Raw genomic sequence first — 18,109 nt, 5'->3', positions numbered from 1 at the left:
GCGGAACGCTTGTGCAGGACTGCGGTTCGTGGTAAACTGGGTCCAGGATTTTATGATCGTGGAAATACAAGGAGGGCGTGATGGCTAACATTGTGGAGATCACGGACCTGGCGGCGCCGGAACTGGATGTATTCGCCCGCCTGACGGAGGCCCAGTTGCGAAACCGGGCGGAGACTGAGAAGGGCATCTTCATCGCGGAGAGCCCCAAGGTCATTGAGCGGGCCCTGGATGCGGGGTATGAGCCCCTTTCCCTGCTGATGGAGCGGAAGCACCTGGAGGGCCAGGGCCGGGACATCATCGTCCGGTGCGAAGGGCTCCCGGTTTATACAGCGGACCGGGAGCTGCTGGCGGATCTCACCGGGTATACCCTGACCCGGGGCGTGCTGTGCGCCATGCGGCGTCCCCGGCTGCCGTCGGTGGAGGACCTGTGCGCCAATGCCCGGCGGGTAGCCGTGCTGGAGGGCATCGTGGACTCCACCAACATAGGGGCCATTTTCCGTTCCGCTGCGGCCCTGGGCATTGACGCCGTGCTGGTTACGCCTACCTGTGGTGATCCTCTGTACCGACGGGCGGTGCGGGTCAGCATGGGTACGGTTTTTCAGGTACCCTGGACCCGCATCGGCGATACACCGGAGGCGTGGCCCCAGCCGGGATTGGAGCGGCTGCGGGAACTGGGCTTCAAAACCGCTGCCATGGCCCTCCGGGATGATTCTGTCAGCATTGACGATCCCCAACTCCGGGTGGAGGAGAAGCTGGCCATCGTCCTGGGCACCGAGGGGGACGGCCTGGCGTCCGCCACCATCGCGGACTGCGACTATACCGTCCGCATCCCCATGACCCACGGGGTGGACTCCCTGAATGTGGCGGCTGCCAGCGCGGTGGCCTTCTGGGAATTGAGAGCAAGATAAAAGAATGCCGTCCCCTGTGTGCGGGGACGGCATTCGATTATCCGTTCTGCGCGTCGATCTTCTCTTTCAGTTCCGTGAGATACATCCAGCGCTCGGTTTTTTCCTCCAGCTTTGCCTCCAGCTCCGCCTGCTGGGCCTGCAGCTCCTGGAGCTTCACGTAGTCACTGCCGCACTGGGCCTGGGCTGCCTCGCAAGCCGCGATCTGCTCTTCCAGGGCGGCCAGCTCACTGTCGATGGTCTCGAACTCCAACTGCTCCTTGTAGGAGAATTTCAGCTTCCGCTCCCGGGGCCGCTCTGTCGCCGTTTTGGGCTTTTCCGCCCTGGCGGGGGCTTCCTCCTCCTGCCGCTTCCGCTGCCAGTCCGTCCAGTTGCCGGTGTAGCGCAGGATCTCGCCATTGCCCCGGACCTCGAAGATGGACTCCGCCAGCTTGTCCAGGAAGAAACGGTCGTGGGACACCGTCAGGATGGGGCCGGGGAAGCTCTGGAGGTAGTCCTCCAGAATAGACAGGGTCATGACATCCAGGTCATTGGTGGGTTCGTCCAGCAGCAGCACATTGGGGGCCTCCATCAGCACCGACAGCAGGTACAGCCGCCGCCGCTCTCCGCCGGACAGCCGCCCGATGGGCACGGACTGCAAGTCGCCGGGGAACAGGAACCGCTCCATCATCTGGTTGGCGGTGAAGGTGCCCTCGTCGGTCCGCACCTCGTCGGCGATGTCGTGGATGAAGTCGTAGACCCGCTGGTTCAGGTCCAGCTCCCGGCCTTCCTGGGAGAAGTGACCAATCTTCACCGTGGCGCCAATCTCCACAGTGCCGGAATCCGGAGTCAGCTCCCCGGCGATGGTATGCAGCAGGGTGGATTTGCCCGCGCCGTTGCGGCCTACGATGCCGATGCGGTCGTTCCGCAGCAGGTTGTAGGAAAAGTGACTAATGATAGCATGGCCGTCAAAGGACTTGGATACGTCCTGCAGCTCGATGATCTTCTTGCCCAGTCGGCTGGAGGCTGCCGCCAGCTGCACCGTGTCGTCGGTCTCCGGGGCGTCCTGGCTTTTCAGAGCTTCATAGCGCTCAATGCGGTCTTTGGACTTGGTGGTCCGGGCCCGGCAGCCCCGCATGATCCACTCCCGTTCCACCCGCAGAATGGACTGACGCTTGCGCTCACTGGCCTCCGCCATCTCCGCCCGCTGGGATTTCAGCTCCAGATACTTGGAGTAGTTGGCCTCGTAGTGGTACAGCTTACCACGGCTCAGCTCCGTGATGTGATTCACCACCCGCTCCAGGAAGTAGCGGTCGTGGGTCACCATCACCAGGCCGCCCTTGAACCGGCGGAGCCAGTCCTCCAGCCAGGCGGTCATCTCAGCGTCCAGGTGGTTGGTGGGCTCGTCCAGCACCAGCACGTCCGCCGGGTGGATCAGGGCCGCCGCCAGGGCCACCCGCTTTCGCTGGCCGCCGGAGAGGGTGCCCACCTTCTGGCTGTGGTCCGTGATGCCCAGCTTATTCAGCATGGACTTGGCCTCGTAGTCATTCAATTCCCGGAACTCTGCGGGGAAGTGGAGGAACACCTGCTCCAGCACCGTGGCGTCATCGTCCATGGCCGGGTTCTGGGACAGGAGGCTCACCTGCACATTGGGGTTCCGGGAGATGACTCCGGCATCCGGCTCAATGACCCCGGCCAGGACCTTCAGAAAGGTGGATTTGCCGGTGCCGTTGATGCCGATGATGCCGGTCTTGTCCCCTTCGTTCAGATAGAAATTGACATCGTCCAGCAGCTGGCGGCTGCCGAAGTTGATGGAAAGATGTTCCGCGGATAACAGCATAAAAGCCTCCTGATGACAGACGGTATAACAAATATAATATACCACGGTTCCTTTCCATATACAAGCCATATCACATGGGACAATATGAGGGGAAAAGCAGGGGAAAGTCATTGACATACCGCAAAAAAAGGCATATTTTATTTATATTATATCAAATCTTGTATCGGCGTGAGTCCCCTCGAGGGGATAAAGGGAATTCGGTGCAAGTCCGAAGCGAACCCGTCACTGTAACAGGGAGTAAGGCGCGGTATGCCATTGGGATGATGATCCTGAGAAGGCGCGCCAAGCTGTGATCTGGAGCCAGGAAACCTGCTCATGTCGCTTTTTGAATCAAGGCTGCGGTGTTCAGTCCATGGATGATCGGACAGAAATGTCCTATTGTCGGGCAGCCAGAAGGCTGCTCATTTTTTATTTCAGGAGGTTTTTATGAAAACCGAATTTACCCAACTGGAGCGCAGGATATTGGCTGTGTCCTGCACTGTGCCGCTGACGGCGGCACTATGTATTCCCGCCGGGGCCATGCACATTATGGAGGGTTTCCTTCCCCAGGGCCATGCCATCGTCTGGGGTGCGGTCTGTGTTCCCTTTGTAGTCTGGGGTCTGCTCTCTATGAAGAAAATCGTTTCTCAGCACCGTAAGGCCGTGCTGCTGCTGGCCATGATGGGGGCCTATGCCTTCGTTCTGTCCGCCCTGAAGATGCCCAGCGTCACCGGTTCCTCCAGCCATCCCACCGGCACCGGCCTGGGGGCCGTGCTGTTCGGACCTGCCCCCATGGCGGTTCTGGGCATGATCGTTTTGCTGTTCCAGGCCATCCTGCTGGCCCACGGCGGCCTGACCACCCTGGGCGCCAATACCTTCTCCATGGCTATCGCCGGACCCTTTGTCAGCTTTGGCGTGTATCAGCTCTGCCAGAAGCTGAAAGTGAACCGCATGGTGTCCGTGGGCGTGGCCTGCGCCCTGGGCGACCTGTTCACCTATTGCGTCACCTCCGTCCAGCTGGCCCTGGCCCATCCGGGACAGGAGGGAGTCCTTTCCTCCATGGCGCAGTTCATGGGCGTCTTTGCCCTGACCCAGGTGCCTCTGGCGATCGTGGAGGGCATTTTGTCTGCCATCGTCATCATGATGCTGGAATCCTTTGCCAAGCCCGAGCTGCGGGAGATCGGCTTTTTGAATAAGGAGGCTGCCAAGGTATGAGCAAGAAACAGGTAACGACCATTTTGGTTCTGGTATTGGTTTGCGCTGCGATCCTGATCTTCCCGCTGATGACCATCCGTGACAGCGAATTCGGCGGTGCCGACGGCGCGGCGGAGGAGCTCATCGCCCAGGTGGACCCGGATTACGAGCCTTGGGCGGAGAGCATCGTGGAGTTGCCCGGCGGCGAGACGGAGTCTCTGCTGTTCTGCCTGCAGACGGCGCTGGGCGCCGTGGTGATCGGCTTCGGCTTCGGGTATCTGGTAGCCAGGAAGAAGTTCCGCGGCGAGGAAGCGGCATAATGGCCCACGGACATCACCATCATACGCATACCGGAGGGATATTGACGCTGGACGCCCTGGCGGCCTGCTCGGGGCTCCGGGGCGTCAGCCCCGGATTGAAGATGGTTTTCAGCGCGGGAAGTTTAGTGCTGTGTGTGGGCGCCGCCGACGCCGTTGTGGGCGCGGCGGCAGCCTGCTCTATGGCGGTCATCATCTGGCTGCTGGGCAAAGTCCCGCTGGACCATCTGCTGCGGCTGCTTCGTCTTCCCCTTCTGTTTCTGGCAGTCAGCTGTCTGGTGATCCTGCTGGAATGCACCAGAGTCCCCATGGGCCTGTGGCAGCTGCGCCTGGGCAGCCTATGGCTGTGCGTGACGGCACAGAGCCTGAACCGGGCGGCCACGCTGTTTTTCCAGGCCATGGGCGCCGTGTGCTGCTTGTTTTTCCTCAGCACCTCCACCCCCATGCCCCAGCTGATCGAGGTGCTGCGGAAATGCCGTCTGCCGGAGCTGATGATCGAGCTGATGTATCTCATTTACCGGTATTTGTTCGTGCTGCTGGAGGTCCAGCGGCAGATGACCGTGGCGGCTTCGGCCCGGCTGGGTTATGACGGCTGGCGGCGGTCCCTGACCACGGCGGGGAAGATCAGCGGAGGACTGCTGGCCTCCTCTTTCCGCCGCAGCAGCGCCTGCTACGACGCCATGGAGGCCAGGGGCTACGAGGGCAGGCTGGCCTTTCTGTGCCGCACGCCCAAGCTGCGCCTTTGCCATGTGCTGGCTGCGACGGCCTATCTTCTGCTGCTGGGATTGCTGATTTTGATTCGAAAAAGGGGGATCGCCCTGTGACAGAACCGATCCTGCAACTGGAGCATATCTCTTATACGTACCCCGATGGTCCCCTGGCTGTGGAGGACTTGAGCGTCTCCATCGAAAAGGGAGAGCGGGTGACGGTGCTGGGCCGCAACGGCGCCGGAAAATCCACCTTCTTCCTGCTGTGCAATGGCATTCTGGAGCCCTCGGAGGGCACCATCCGCTGCGGCGGCAAACCGCTGACCCGGAAAAAGAAGGACCTGACGGAGCTGCGCCGCCGGGTGGGCATCGTGTTCCAGGAGGCGGAGAACCAGATTTTGGCTGTCACCGTGGAGGGCGAGGTGTCCTTCGGCCCCATGAACCTGGGACTGCCTATGGAAGAGGTGGAGCGCAGAACGGTTGAGGCCCTGGACCGCATGGGCCTGGGGGAGTACGGCGACCGTTCTCCCCAATATCTCTCCGGCGGAGAGAAGAAGCGGGTGACCATTGCGGACATCCTGGCCATGGAGCCGGATGTGATCTTGCTGGATGAACCCACGGCGTCTCTGGACCCGGAAAATGTGGCTCGGTTGGAGGAGACGCTGGACCAGCTGACCCGGGCGGGTATCGCCCTGGTGGTCAGCACCCACGATGTGGATTTCGCGGCCCGGTTTGCCCGGCGGGGACTGGTGTTCTCCCGGGGCAAATTGGTGGCCGACGGTTCTCTGGAGTCCATCTTCTCCCGGCAGGAGTTGCTGGAGGAGGCGGGGCTGCGGAAGCCCTGGCTCTGGCAGGCGGCGGAGACGCTGCGGCCCGGAGAAGCATCGTATCCCATGACCATGGAGCAGTTTTCCCACTGGCGGGAGACCGTCGGCTGAGCTGCGTCAGGAAAGGAGCCGTCCATGCTGGAACACTATATTTCTGTGGGGCAGCAGCGGCTGCGCTGCGGCTATACCACGGGCACCTGCGCCGCAGGTGCGGCCCGGGCGGCGGCGGAAGCCCTGCTGCGGGGCGACTTCCCGGCCCAGGTCCGGGTGGAGACCCCGGCGGGCATTCCGGTACTGCTGGAGCCGGAGGACATGCGGCGGGGGCCGGACTGGGCCTCCTGCGGTATCCGGAAGGACGGCGGTGACGACTGCGACGTGACCAACGGCGCGTTGGTGGTAGCCACGGTCCGCAGGACCGAAACAGACATCCGCATTGACGGCGGGCAGGGCGTGGGCCGGGTGACCCGACCGGGCCTGAACCAGCCGGTAGGGGCTGCTGCCATCAATTCTGGCCCGCGGCAGATGATCAGGGACCAACTGCGGCAGGCGTTGGACGAGACGGGGGAACAGGGGGGCCTGGAGGCGGTGATCTCCGTGCCGGAGGGGTCCCTGCTGGCCGCAAAGACCTTCAACCCCCGGCTGGGTATCGAAGGCGGCATCTCCATCCTGGGTTCCACCGGCATCGTGCGGCCCATGAGCCGTCAGGCCCTGGTGGACACCACCCGGGTGGAGATGGAGGTCCACCGGGCCGAGGGCATTACCGATCTGCTGATGACCCCCGGCAACTACGGGGCGGATTTTGCAGCCCACCAGCTGGGACTGGACATGGGCCGGGCGGTCCAGTGCTCCAACTTCATCGGGGAAGCCCTGGACCATGCGGTGAACCTGGGCTTTTCCTCAGTGCTGCTGGTGGGCCATATCGGCAAGCTGTGCAAGCTGGCCGCCGGAGTCATGGACACCCATTCCCGCACCGCCGACGGCCGCCGGGAGGTCTTTGTGACCCACGCCGCCCTGTGCGGCGGGTCTGGGCCCCTGCTGAAAAAACTTTATGAAGCTGTCACCACCGACGCCGCCCTGGAGCTGCTGACCCAGGCGGGTCTGGCTGAGACGGTACTGGACTCCATCGCCCGGGCCGTGGGAGAGAACCTGCGGCACCGGACGGGGGCCATGAACACCCAGGCCATCCTCTTTTCCCAGGCCGTCGGCCTCAGCGCCATGACGGACGGCGCGGCGGAGCTGTTGGAAAAGCACAGGATAGAATATCTTTGACTTTGAAAGTTCAACCTGATTCAGGAGGTTTCTATGATCCATTTTGTTGGCGCCGGTTCCGGTGCGGAGGACCTGATCACCCTGCGGGGCGCAAGATATCTGGCGGAGGCGGACGTGGTGATCTACGCTGGTTCCCTGGTGAATCCCGCCCTGCTGAAAAACTGTCGGGCGGACTGCAAGATCCACGATTCCGCTTCCATGACCCTGGAGGAAGTTCTGGCGGTCATGGACCGGGCGGAGGCGGCGGGCAAGACTACCGTCCGCCTGCACACCGGTGACCCCTCCATCTACGGCGCCATCCGGGAGCAGATGGACGCTCTGGAAGCCCGGGGCTATGCCTATGACGTGACACCCGGTGTCTCCTCCTTCTGCGGCGCCGCGGCGGCGTTGAAGGCGGAGTACACCCTGCCCAATGTGAGCCAGACGGTCATCATCACCCGGGCGGAGGGCCGCACGCCGGTCCCCGAGCGGGAGCAGTTGAAAAAGCTGGCCGCCCACGGCAGCACCATGGTGCTGTTCCTGTCCTCCAGTTTGCTGGAAAAGGCCCAGCAGGACCTGATGGAGGGCGGTTACAGCCCGGATACCCCGGCGGCCATCGTCTACAAGGCCACTTGGCCCGACGAGAAGGTGTTCCGCTGTACGGTGTCCACCCTGGCCCAGACCGCCCGGGAGAACCACATCACCAAGACGGCCCTCGTCACCGTGGGCGGCTTCCTGGGGGACCGGTATGACCGCTCCCTGCTGTATGATCCGGGCTTCTCTCATGGCTGCCGGGAGGCTTCCAAGTGATCGCCCTGATCGCCTTTACCCGCCGGGGCTGCCTGCTGGGGGAGCGTCTGGCGGAAGAGTTGGGTGGACGGCTGTGGACCACGGACCGGCTGGCGCCGGAGACAGGGTTGCCTGCCTGCGGGAAACTGCAGGACTGGGCGGAAGGTCGGTTTGCTGACAGCGAGGCCCTGGTGTTCGTCTCGGCGGCGGGCATTGCCGTTCGGGCCATCGCCCCCTTTGTGAAGGACAAGTTTTACGACCCCGCCGTGGTGTCCGTGGACGAGGCGGGACGGTTTGCGGTGCCGCTCCTCTCTGGCCATGTGGGCGGCGCCAACGACCTGGCCCGCCGTGTGGCAGTGATAACTGGCGGACAGGCAGCGGTCTCCACCGCCACGGATGTCAACGGCCTGTTCGCTGTGGACCAGTGGGCCAGAGAACAGGACCTGGTGCTGTGCGGCCGGGCGGCGGCCAAGGCGGTATCGGCGGCCCTGCTGGAGGGCAAGCCGGTGGGCGTTCGATCCGTCTGGCCTATTTCCGGGACCATGCCCCAGGGGCTGGGAGCGGAGATGGCGGAGACCGGCATCTGCATCGGTCCCACCACGGCGGAGCGGCCCTTTGCCCAAACCCTGCATCTGGTGCCCGGAGCCGTGACTCTGGGCATCGGCTGCCGCCGGGGCACGACGCAGGCGGTGCTGGAAGCAGCGCTGGAGGAATTCCTGGATCGGGCGGCCATTCCGGCAGAAGCGGTCCGGGGACTTGCCACCATTGATCTGAAGCGGGACGAGCCGGGACTGCTGGCATTGGCCCAGGCCCACGACTGGCCCATCACCTTTTTTACAGCCCAAGAGCTGGCCGCCGAGATGGGGGACTTTCCCCCCTCCGCCTTTGTGGAAAAGACCACCGGCGTGGACAATGTGTGCCAGCGGGCCGCCCAGCGGGCGGGCGGGCACATCGTGATTCCCAAAACCGTCTGCCAGGGCGTGACCTTTGCCGCGGCTATGGGCCCGGTCCATCTGTCCTGGGAGAAATAGGAGGAACCCATGAAGAGATTATATATCATCGGCCTGGGCCCCGGCGGCGGCCGGGACCTGACGGTCCGGGCGGCGGAGGCCCTGGAGGCCTCCGATGTGATCGTGGGCTACACGGTCTATATCGACCTGATCCGGGAGGCCTATTCCCATAAAGAACTGCGCTCCACCCCCATGCGGAAGGAGACGGAGCGGTGCAAGATGGCCCTGGAACTGGCGGACACCGGCAAGACCGTGGCCATGGTCTGCTCCGGGGACCCCGGCGTCTACGGCATGGCGGGCCTTTGCTATGAGCTGTCCCCCCAGTGGCCCCAGGTGGAGCTGGAGGTGATCCCCGGTATCACGGCGGCCTGCGGCGGAGCGGCTGTCCTGGGCGCACCGCTGATGCACGACTTCTGCCTGGTCTCCCTGTCGGACCTGATGACCCCCTGGGAGAAGATCGAGGCCCGCCTCCGGGCGGCGGCCCAGGCGGACTTCGTCCTGTGCCTGTATAACCCCTCCAGCCACAAGCGGAGAGATTACCTGCAGAAGGCCTGCGACATCCTGCTGGAGGCCAAGGCCCCCGAGACCCCCTGCGGCTATGTGAGCCAGATCGGACGGGAGGGCCAAGCTTGCACCATTCTCACCCTGGCGGAGCTGCGGGAGGCCCAGGTGGACATGTTCACCACTGTCTTTGTGGGCAACAGCCAGACCCAGGTCATCGGCGGACGGCTGGTGACGCCCCGGGGGTATTTGCAGCGATGAAAATTCTGTTGTTTGGCGGCACGGCGGAGGGCCACACCCTGGCCCGGCGGCTGGCGGATGCGGGCCATCTGGTGACCTGCTGCGTGGCTACGGATTACGGCCGGGACGTGCTGGAGCCCCAGCCCAATCTGACGGTACGGATGGGCCGTATGAGCCAGGACGCCATGGCGGCGGAGATGGCGGACGGTTACGACTGGGTGGTGGACGCCACCCATCCCTATGCCGCCCAGGTCAGCGTCAGCATCCGGACGGCGGCCCAGAGGGCGGGTGTGCCCTGTGAGCGGCTGGTGCGGCCCCGGGAGGAAGCGGAGGATGTTCTCTGGGCTGACAGCCCCGTCCATGCGGCGGAACTGCTGGCGGACCTGCCGGGCAATGTGCTGCTGACCACCGGCAGCAAGGACCTGGCTACCTTTGCCCAGGTGCCCGGTTTTGCGGAGCGCATCTGGGTCCGGGTGCTGCCCAGCCTGGACAGCCTGCGGGCCGCTCTGGACCTGGGGTATCCCGCGGCTCACATCATCTGCATGCAGGGCCCCTTTTCCCAGGAGATGAACGCCGCCACCCTGCGGGTCATGGATGGCAAGGTCCTGGTGACCAAGGATACGGGCCGTCCCGGCGGCTTTGGAGAAAAGGCTGCAGCGGCCCGGGAGGCTGGGGCGAAGCTGCTGGTGATCCGGCGGCCTGTTCAGGAGACGGGCCTGGAGCTGGAAGAACTACTGAAGAAATTTACCGGAGGGACGCTATGACCTGTTATCTCATCGGCATCGGTATGGGAAACCCGGAGACCCTGACCCTGGGCGCGGCCCGGCGGATCGAGGCCTGCGGCCAGCTGATCGGCGCCCGGCGGATGCTGGAGGCTTTCCCGGACCATCCGGGAAAGAAGCTGGCCCTGATCCGGGCAGAGGAGATCGCGGCGGCGGTGCGTGCCTTTGACGGCGACAGCGCCGTGCTGCTGTCCGGCGACCCGGGCTTTTACAGCGGCGCCGCCAGGCTCTACGGACTGCTGGAGGACGTGACTGTGGAGACCATCCCCGGAATCTCTTCTTTGAACTACTTCTGCGCGAAACTGCACATCTCTTGGCAGGACGCCCGGCTGGTGTCAGTCCATGGCCGGGAGGCCAACGCCGTGGGGGAGATCCAGTCCCACGCCAAAACCTTCCTGCTGACCGGCAGGACCTGTACGGCGGCGGACCTGTGCACCCAGCTGACGGAGGCGGGCCTTGGACAGGTGCGGGTCCATGTGGGCCAGCGACTGTCTTATCCGCAGGAGCGCATCGTCTCCGGCACGGCGGAAGAACTGACGGGAGAACAATTTGACGATCTGACGGTGGTGCTGGCGGAGAATCCCGCCCCCATCGGCTGGCAGGCGGGGGTCCCCTGCCTGTGGGATGACCAATTGATCCGGGGCAAGACCCCCATGACCAAGGAGAACATCCGCCTGCTGGCGGTGGCCCGCATGGCGGTCCGGCCGGACAGCGTGGTGTGGGACGTGGGAGCCGGTACCGGCTCCGTGTCCGCCGCCTGTGCCATGGCGGCCTGGCAGGGCCAGGTCTGGGCTGTGGAAAAGGAAGTGGAAGCCCTGGACCTGATCCGGCAGAACCGGGAGGCTCTGGGCCTGTGGAACCTGCGGGTGGTGGAGGGCGAGGCCCCTGCCGCCCTGGCGGACCTGCCCAAGCCGGAGTGCGTGTTCATCGGCGGCTCCTCGGGCTCCATGGCGAACATCTTCCGGGTGGCCCTGGAAAAGAATCCGGCTGCCCGCATCTGCCTGACGGCGGTCAGCCTGGAAAGTCTCACCGACGGACTGGACTGCATGAAGCGGTTCGGCCTGACGAATGTAGACGTGACACAGATCTCAGCGGCGCAGGCCAGAAATCAGGGCTGGTATCATATGATGATGGGCCAGAACCCTGTCTGGATCCTCTCCGGGGAGGGGCGGCCATGACGCCCCGGCTGATGTTCTGTGCCCCGGCCTCCGGCGGCGGCAAGACCACGGTCATCTGCGCCGTGCTGCGGGCATTGCTCCGGCGGGGACTGCGGCCCATGGCCTGCAAGTCCGGCCCGGACTACATCGACCCCATGTTCCACAGCCGGGTCCTGGGGGCCCAGAGCTGTAACCTGGACCTGTTTTTCTTCTCCCACGCCACGGCCCGGAGCCTGCTGGCCCGGTGTGCCGCCCAGGCGGACGTGACGGTGTTGGAAGGGGCCATGGGGTATTACGACGGCATTTCCATGGGGACAGACGCCTCTGCCTACGACCTGGCCTCTGCCACGGAGACCCCGGCGGTGCTGGTGGTGGACGGCAGGGGACGGGCCCTTTCCGCCGCGGCGGAGGTCCGGGGCTTTCAGAGCTTCCGGCAGCCCAGCCGAATCGCAGGTGTGATCTTGAACCGGGTGTCCCCTATGCTGTATCCCCGTCTGGCGGAGACCATCTCCCGGGAGACAAGATTGCCGGTGCTGGGATATCTGCCGGTGATGGATGATTGCGCCATTGAGAGCCGCCACCTGGGACTGGTGACGGCGGCGGAGATCGACGACCTGCAGCAGAAGCTGGACCGGATGGCGGACCAGGCGGAACAGTCTGTGGACCTGGACGGCCTGCTGGAACTGGCCCGCAAAGCGCCGCCGCTGAAGGCGGAACCCCTGTCCCTGGTGCCGGTGGCGGGACGGCCCCGGATTGCCGTGGCCCGGGACAAGGCCTTTTGCTTTTACTATGAGGCTTCCCTCCAGGTCCTGCGGGACCTGGGTGCGGAGCTGGTGGAGTTTTCTCCCCTGGAGGATGGGGAACTGCCGGCGCATATCCAGGGCCTCTATCTGGGAGGCGGCTATCCGGAGCTTTACGCAGAGCAGCTTTCGGAAAACGCAGAGATGCGGCAGTCTGTACTGGATGCCGTGACGGGCGGCCTTCCCACCATCGCGGAGTGCGGCGGCTTCCTGTATCTGCACAAGACCCTGCAGGATGCGTCGGGTATGCCCTGGCCCATGGCCGGGGTGCTGGATGCGGAAGCCTACCCCACGGGGAAGCTGAGCCGGTTTGGCTATGTGACGCTGACGGCAGAGAAGGACAGCCTGCTCTTCCGGCAGGGAGAGACCATGCCCGCCCACGAGTTCCACTACTGGGACAGCACGGCCCCCGGTACGGATTTCACGGCCAGGAAGCCCCAGTCGGCCCGCCAGTGGCAGGCCGGTGTGGGGACGGACAGCCTGTACGCCGGATTCCCCCATTTTCATCTTGCCTCAAAGCCGGAGACGGCGCGGCGCTTTTTGGAAGCGGCGCTGGCCTTCGGTGCGGAAACATAAAGGAGTATCGATATGGACCTGCAGCAAGTGATTTCAGAGATCGCCCCCGCCAGCCGGGAGGCCATGGTGGCATCTCAGAAGAAGTGGAATGGTGTGGGAAAGCCCCTGGGTTCCCTGGGAACGCTGGAGGATATGGTAGTTCGCATGGCCGGTATGTTCGGCACGGCGGATTTTGACATTGCCCGGAAGGCCGTGGTGATCATGTGCGCCGACAACGGCGTGGTAGCCGAGGGCGTCACCCAGACCGGCCAGGAGGTGACGGCCATCGTGGCCGCCAACATGGCCCGCCGCCAGTCCAGCGTGTGCAAGATGGCCCGGGTGGCGGGAGCGGAGATTTATCCCGTGGATATCGGTATGGCCAACGCTGTGGACCTGCCCGGCATCGCTCAGAAGTGCATCCGCCGGGGCGGCACCCGGAATTTTGTGAAAGAACCCGCCATGACCCGGGAGGAAGCAGAGCAGGCCATCCTGGTGGGCGTGGAAACGGTCCAGACCCTCTATGACAAGGGTGTCCGGCTCTTTGCCACCGGCGAAATGGGCATCGGCAACACCACCACCTCCGCGGCGGTCCTATCTGTGCTGCTGAACCGCAGCCCGGCAGAGATGACAGGCCGGGGAGCGGGACTCTCCGACGCCGGACTGGAGCGGAAGGTCCGGGCCATCGAGACGGCCATCCAGCGCCACCGGCCCGACTCGGCGGACGGTCTGGATGTGCTGAGCAAGGTGGGCGGCTATGACCTGGCGGGCCTGTGCGGCGTGTTCCTGGGCGGTGCCCTGTATCATGTGCCGGTGCTGATCGACGGACTGATCTCCGCGGCGGCGGCCATGTGCGCGGCCTCCCTGTGCCCGGCGGCCAGGGACTATATGCTGGCGAGCCACCTGTCCGGTGAGCCTGCCGCCCAGCCGGTGTTGAATGCCCTGGGAGTGAAGCCCATCCTCCATGCGGGGATGCGTCTGGGAGAGGGGACCGGCGCTGTGGCCGTCATGCCCATTCTGGACATGGCCATGGCAGTGTATAACGGCGACACCTTTGATGACCTGCAGATCGAGGCCTATACGCCCCAGAGTTGAACCTGACCTTTGATTGGAGTGAGACCATGAACCACTTTCTTGCCTTGCTGCTGGGCTTTTGTGTGGACCTGGTGGTGGGAGACCCCCGCTGTCTGCCCCACCCCGTCCAGGGAATGGGCTGGCTGATCGGAAAGCTGGAGCCGCCCCTGCGGGCCGTATTTCCCAAAACCGAGCGGGGCGAACTTCATGCAGGCGTCTGCCTGGTGCTCCTGGTGGTGGGCCTGACGGGCCTTGCCACGGGGCTGGTGCTGTGGGCGGCAGGCCTGGTCCATCCGGCGCTGCGAGCCGTGCTGGAGGTGGTGATCTGCTGGCAGATCCTGGCCGCCAAGTCCCTGCGGACGGAGACCATGAAGGTGGTCCGCGCCCTGGAGCGGGGTTCTCTGGAGGATGGCCGCAGAGCAGTTTCCATGGTGGTGGGCCGGGACACGGACCAGCTGACGGAGGAAGAGGTGCTGGCCGCCGATGTGGAGACCGTGGCGGAAAACGCCGCCGACGGCATTCTGGCGCCGCTGCTTTGGGCGGCCCTGCTGGGCCCGGTGGGCGGCATGTGCTACAAAGCGGTGAACACCATGGACTCCATGGTGGGCTATCAAAATGACAAATATCGGTACTTTGGCCGGGCGGCGGCGCTGCTGGACGATGTCTGTAACTTTCTGCCCGCCCGTATCGCAGGACTGCTCATGTGCCTGGCGGCATATCTGGGCTTTGACGGAAAGAACGCATTCCGTATCTTTTTCCGGGACCGGAAGAACCACAAGTCTCCCAATTCCGCCCACACCGAGGCCGCCTGTGCCGGGGCATTGGGGCTGCAGCTGGGCGGAACGCACCTGTATTTCGGCAAGCCGGTGGAAAAGCCCACCATTGGTGACCCGGTGCGGCCCATCTGCCGGGAGGATGTGAAGCGGGCCAACGATCTGGCGCTGATGACCTCGGTGCTGGCACTGGTGCTGTTTGATATCATACCGCTGCTGCTTTTCTGACTGTTTGGAGGATGCTATGACTTTGGAGCATGGCGGAGATCTGGTCTCCGCCCGGAATATCTGTTCGGGAGAGATCCTGGACCTGTCGGTCAATCTCCATCCCATGGGACCGCCGCCCCAGGTGATGGAAGCGGCCCGGGACGCTTTGGAGCATGTCAAGGCGTATCCGGACCCCCTGTGCCGGGATCTGCGGCAGGCCATTGCCAAAAAGGACGGGGTTTCTCCGGAGCAGATCTTCTGCGGCAACGGAGCGGCGGAGGTGATCTTCCGCCTGGCCATGGCCCTGCGGCCTAAGGCCGCCCTGCTGACGGCCCCCACTTTCTCGGAGTACGAGGGGGCTTTGGTACAGGTGGGCTGTGACTGCCGGTTCCATGTGCTCCGGCAGGAGGAGAACTTTGATGTGACGGAGGCCATCCTGGCGGATATCCAGCCGCCGGTAGAGCTGGTGGTCCTCTGCAGCCCCAACAATCCCACGGGACGGCTGGTATCGGAGGACCTGCTGCTGCGGGTCCTGGACCGCTGCCGGGAGATCGGAGCGGTGCTGATGGTGGACGAGTGCTTCCTGCCCCTGGCCCGGGAGGGACGTGGCATGGCGCCGTATCTGGCGGACTATCCGGAACTCTTTTTGCTGCGGGCCTTCACCAAGACCTACGCCATCCCCGGCCTGCGGCTGGGCTACGGTCTCGGCGCCCCGGAGCTGGTGGAGCGGCTGATGGCCTGGGGCCCCTGCTGGAACGTCTCCGGCCCTGCTCAGGCGGCGGGCCTTGCCTGCTGTGAACTGCCGGAGTGGCCGACGGAGGGGCGGAAGCTGCTGGACGCCCAGCGGCCCCTGCTGACAGAGGGCTTGACCCGGCTGGGCTGCCAGGTAATCCCCGGTGCTGCCAACTATCTGCTGTTCCGCCTGACGGGTGTAGCAGACTTAAAGGAACGGCTGCTGCGGCGGGGCGTACTGCTACGCAGCTGCGCCAACTATCGCGGCCTGGGACCGGACTGGTACCGGGTGGCTGTGGGACAGGCGGAGAACAATGATCGATTCCTGCGCATTCTGGGCGCGGAACTGGAGGGATGACCATGGCGAAGTCCATCATGGTGCAGGGCACCACGTCCAATGCGGGAAAGAGCTTTCTGGCGGCGGCCCTGTGCCGTATTTTCCAGCAGGACGGCCATTCGGTGGCCCCCTTCAAATCCCAGAATATGGCCCTGAACTCCTTCATCACGGCGGACGGCCTGGAGATGGGCCGGGCCCAGGTGATGCAGGCTGAGGCGGCGGGCATCGCTCCCACGGTGGAGATGAACCCCATTTTGCTGAAGCCTACCAACGACACCGGTTCCCAGGTCATCGTCAACGGCGAGGTGCGGGGCGTCATGAGCGCCCGGGACTATTTCGCCTTCAAAAAAAATCTGGTGCCGGATGTGATGCGGGCCTACAACGCTCTGGCGGACAGCCATGACATCATCGTGCTGGAGGGCGCCGGCAGCCCCGCTGAGATCAACCTGAAGCAGGAGGACATCGTCAACATGGGCATGGCCCGTATGGCGAATGCTCCGGTACTGCTGTGTGCCGACATTGACAAGGGCGGCGTATTTGCCTCCCTGTACGGCACGGTGGCCCTGCTGGAGCCGGAGGAGCGGGCCAGGGTGAAGGGCCTGATCATCAACAACTTCCGGGGGGACAAGACCATCCTGGACCCTGGCGTGGAGATGCTGGAACAACTGACGGGCATCCCCGTGGTGGGGGTGGTCCCCCATTTGCAGGTGGACCTGGACGACGAGGATTCCCTGACGGAGCGGTTCGACCGGACCGGCGGCAGGGGACTGGTGGACATCGCCGTGGTGCGGCTGCCCCGCATTTCCAACTTTACGGATTTCAACGCCCTGTCCCGGCTGCCGGAGGTCTCTCTGCGGTATGTGAAGTCCGCACCCCAGCTGGGCAGCCCCGACGTGGTGATCCTGCCGGGGACGAAAAACACCATGGAGGACCTGCGCTGGCTGCGCCAGAGCGGTATGGAGGTGGCCATCCTGAAGCACGCCGCCGCCGGCGGCGCCGTGGTGGGCATCTGCGGCGGCTACCAGATGCTGTGCAGCTCCATTTCCGACCCCACCGGCGTGGAAGCCGGCGGGCAGATGCGGGGCATGGGCCTCCTGGAAGCGGACACCGTGTTCCTGGGGGAAAAGGAGCGGACCCGTGTCAGCGGCCGCATGGAGAACGCCCGGGGCATCTTCCGGGAACTGAACGGAGCCTGCTTTGCCGGATACGAGATCCACATGGGCCGGACCTCCGGACAGACGGACCTGGCCCGGCTGGAGGAAACGGACCGGACCAAGGCCGACGGCATGGCGAAGGACAATGTCTGGGGCAGCTATGTCCACGGCATTTTCGACCAGGGCCAGTTTGCCCAGACCTTTGTGTCCTGCCTGCTGCGGGCCAAGGGTCTGGACCCGGCCCAGGGCGTGGAGGACTGGGAGGACTACAAGCAGCGGCAGTACGATCTGCTGGCTGACGGCGTCCGGCAGTCCCTGGATATGGAAAAGATTTACGCGATCATGGAGGAAGGCATATGCACATAGAGCTGCAGCGGGTGGCCCCGGCGGAGATCGAGGCCAGAAGCATGGAGATCATCCGGTCGGAGCTGAAACAACCCCTGCCGCCGGAAAACGAGGCGGTCATCCTGCGGGCCATTCACACCACGGCGGATTTTGACTACGCGGAGAACCTCTGTTTTTCCCCGGAAGCGGTGGCCCGGGGCGTGGAGGCCCTGCGCGGCGGCGCCCACATCGTCACCGACACCACCATGGCCATGTCCGGCATCAACAAGCGGGTGCTGGCCAAATTCGGCGGGGAGGTCCACAATTTCATCGCGGACCCCGAGGTGGCGGCCCAGGCCAAGGAGCGGGGCGTGACACGGGCCACCGTCAGCATGGAGCGGGCGGCGGCCATGGGCAAGTCCCTGGTCTACGCCATCGGCAACGCCCCCACGGCCCTGGTGCGGCTCTATGAGCTGTGGCAGGAGGGGACCCTGCCGGCCCCGGCGCTGATCATCGGTGTGCCGGTGGGCTTTGTCAACGTGGTGGAGGCCAAGGAACTGATCATGGAGATGGACTGCCCCTGGATTGTGGCCCGGGGCCGCAAGGGCGGCAGCAATGTGGCCGCCGCCATCTGCAATGCCCTGCTGTACATCGCATCCCGGAACGAAAGAGAGTGAAGCA

The 18,109-nt window shown here is 64.4% G+C and carries 18 protein-coding genes and 1 riboswitch; of the genes, 17 read left to right on the top strand and 1 reads right to left on the bottom strand.

All coding sequences use genetic code 11. The annotated features are described in order from the left end of the window. Window positions 1-80 precede the first annotated feature (80 nt). Window positions 81-908, top strand: coding sequence for a TrmH family RNA methyltransferase (locus JQM66_RS01925; RefSeq protein WP_235228123.1), 828 nt, complete (start codon window positions 81-83; stop codon window positions 906-908). 37 nt (window positions 909-945) lie between these two features. Here JQM66_RS01925 and JQM66_RS01920 read toward each other — a convergent pair whose 3' ends face one another. Then, window positions 946-2,724 (bottom strand): ABC-F family ATP-binding cassette domain-containing protein, encoded by a 1,779-nt coding sequence (locus JQM66_RS01920; RefSeq protein WP_235228122.1) that lies wholly within the window; start codon window positions 2,722-2,724, stop codon window positions 946-948. Window positions 2,725-2,877: 153 nt separating this feature from the next. Further along, a riboswitch (cobalamin riboswitch) is annotated at window positions 2,878-3,055 on the top strand. Between the two features lie 95 nt (window positions 3,056-3,150). Between JQM66_RS01920 and JQM66_RS01915 the strand changes: the two genes are divergently transcribed. Genes JQM66_RS01915 through JQM66_RS01840 form a run of 16 tightly spaced genes read left to right on the top strand, consistent with a single transcriptional unit; the run spans window position 3,151 to window position 18,105 of the window. Further along, window positions 3,151-3,918 carry an energy-coupling factor ABC transporter permease gene (locus JQM66_RS01915; RefSeq protein ID WP_235228121.1) on the top strand — a complete coding sequence of 256 codons (768 nt, stop codon included), beginning with the start codon at window positions 3,151-3,153 and terminating at the stop codon, window positions 3,916-3,918. Next, window positions 3,915-4,217: an energy-coupling factor ABC transporter substrate-binding protein gene (locus JQM66_RS01910; protein WP_235228120.1), complete on the top strand. Its 303-nt coding sequence runs from the start codon at window positions 3,915-3,917 to the stop codon at window positions 4,215-4,217. The genes JQM66_RS01915 and JQM66_RS01910 overlap by 4 nt, the downstream gene beginning before the upstream one ends. Next, window positions 4,217-5,038 carry a cobalt ECF transporter T component CbiQ gene (gene cbiQ / locus JQM66_RS01905; protein ID WP_235228119.1) on the top strand — a complete coding sequence of 274 codons (822 nt, stop codon included), beginning with the start codon at window positions 4,217-4,219 and terminating at the stop codon, window positions 5,036-5,038. Before JQM66_RS01910 ends, cbiQ begins: the two co-directional genes overlap by 1 nt. Continuing rightward, window positions 5,035-5,859 carry an energy-coupling factor ABC transporter ATP-binding protein gene (locus tag JQM66_RS01900; protein ID WP_235228118.1) on the top strand — a complete coding sequence of 275 codons (825 nt, stop codon included), beginning with the start codon at window positions 5,035-5,037 and terminating at the stop codon, window positions 5,857-5,859. The genes cbiQ and JQM66_RS01900 overlap by 4 nt, the downstream gene beginning before the upstream one ends. Before the next feature lie 24 nt (window positions 5,860-5,883). Then, on the top strand, window positions 5,884-7,017 hold the full coding sequence (gene cbiD / locus JQM66_RS01895) for a cobalt-precorrin-5B (C(1))-methyltransferase CbiD (RefSeq protein ID WP_235228117.1): 1,134 nt from the start codon (window positions 5,884-5,886) through the stop codon (window positions 7,015-7,017). 33 nt (window positions 7,018-7,050) lie between these two features. After that, window positions 7,051-7,806 carry a precorrin-4 C(11)-methyltransferase gene (gene cobM / locus JQM66_RS01890; RefSeq protein WP_235228116.1) on the top strand — a complete coding sequence of 252 codons (756 nt, stop codon included), beginning with the start codon at window positions 7,051-7,053 and terminating at the stop codon, window positions 7,804-7,806. Beyond that, window positions 7,803-8,816 carry a cobalt-precorrin 5A hydrolase gene (locus tag JQM66_RS01885; protein WP_235228115.1) on the top strand — a complete coding sequence of 338 codons (1,014 nt, stop codon included), beginning with the start codon at window positions 7,803-7,805 and terminating at the stop codon, window positions 8,814-8,816. The genes cobM and JQM66_RS01885 overlap by 4 nt, the downstream gene beginning before the upstream one ends. 9 nt (window positions 8,817-8,825) lie before the next feature. Then, window positions 8,826-9,557, top strand: a complete 732-nt coding sequence (cobJ, locus tag JQM66_RS01880; RefSeq protein WP_235228114.1) for a precorrin-3B C(17)-methyltransferase — start codon at window positions 8,826-8,828, stop codon at window positions 9,555-9,557. Continuing rightward, window positions 9,554-10,300 carry a precorrin-6A reductase gene (cobK, locus tag JQM66_RS01875; RefSeq protein ID WP_235228113.1) on the top strand — a complete coding sequence of 249 codons (747 nt, stop codon included), beginning with the start codon at window positions 9,554-9,556 and terminating at the stop codon, window positions 10,298-10,300. Before cobJ ends, cobK begins: the two co-directional genes overlap by 4 nt. Next, the gene (cbiE, locus tag JQM66_RS01870) at window positions 10,297-11,496 is read left to right on the top strand and encodes a precorrin-6y C5,15-methyltransferase (decarboxylating) subunit CbiE (protein ID WP_235228112.1); all 1,200 of its coding nucleotides are present in this window, start codon (window positions 10,297-10,299) and stop codon (window positions 11,494-11,496) included. Before cobK ends, cbiE begins: the two co-directional genes overlap by 4 nt. After that, the gene (locus tag JQM66_RS01865) at window positions 11,493-12,851 is read left to right on the top strand and encodes a cobyrinate a,c-diamide synthase (RefSeq protein WP_235228111.1); all 1,359 of its coding nucleotides are present in this window, start codon (window positions 11,493-11,495) and stop codon (window positions 12,849-12,851) included. The genes cbiE and JQM66_RS01865 overlap by 4 nt, the downstream gene beginning before the upstream one ends. Before the next feature lie 12 nt (window positions 12,852-12,863). After that, a complete protein-coding gene (cobT, locus tag JQM66_RS01860) occupies window positions 12,864-13,922 on the top strand; it encodes a nicotinate-nucleotide--dimethylbenzimidazole phosphoribosyltransferase (RefSeq protein WP_235228110.1) in 1,059 nt (352 codons plus the stop codon). A 26-nt stretch (window positions 13,923-13,948) separates the two neighbouring features. Further along, on the top strand, window positions 13,949-14,902 hold the full coding sequence (gene cbiB / locus JQM66_RS01855; protein ID WP_235228109.1) for an adenosylcobinamide-phosphate synthase CbiB: 954 nt from the start codon (window positions 13,949-13,951) through the stop codon (window positions 14,900-14,902). A 16-nt stretch (window positions 14,903-14,918) separates the two neighbouring features. Continuing rightward, the gene (cobD, locus tag JQM66_RS01850; RefSeq protein ID WP_235228108.1) at window positions 14,919-15,971 is read left to right on the top strand and encodes a threonine-phosphate decarboxylase CobD; all 1,053 of its coding nucleotides are present in this window, start codon (window positions 14,919-14,921) and stop codon (window positions 15,969-15,971) included. A 2-nt stretch (window positions 15,972-15,973) separates the two neighbouring features. Continuing rightward, entirely contained in the window at window positions 15,974-17,470 is a 1,497-nt protein-coding gene (locus JQM66_RS01845; RefSeq protein ID WP_235228107.1) for a cobyric acid synthase, read from the top strand. Next, window positions 17,461-18,105, top strand: coding sequence for a precorrin-8X methylmutase (locus JQM66_RS01840; protein ID WP_235228106.1), 645 nt, complete (start codon window positions 17,461-17,463; stop codon window positions 18,103-18,105). The genes JQM66_RS01845 and JQM66_RS01840 overlap by 10 nt, the downstream gene beginning before the upstream one ends. The last annotated feature ends 4 nt before the right edge of the window (window positions 18,106-18,109 follow it).

This window comes from Oscillibacter valericigenes, from assembly GCF_021531915.1.
GTDB lineage: Bacteria > Bacillota > Clostridia > Oscillospirales > Oscillospiraceae > Oscillibacter > Oscillibacter valericigenes_A.
The sequence above is the reverse complement of the archived record's forward strand: the minus strand, read 5'-3'. Positions and strand labels throughout refer to the sequence as shown.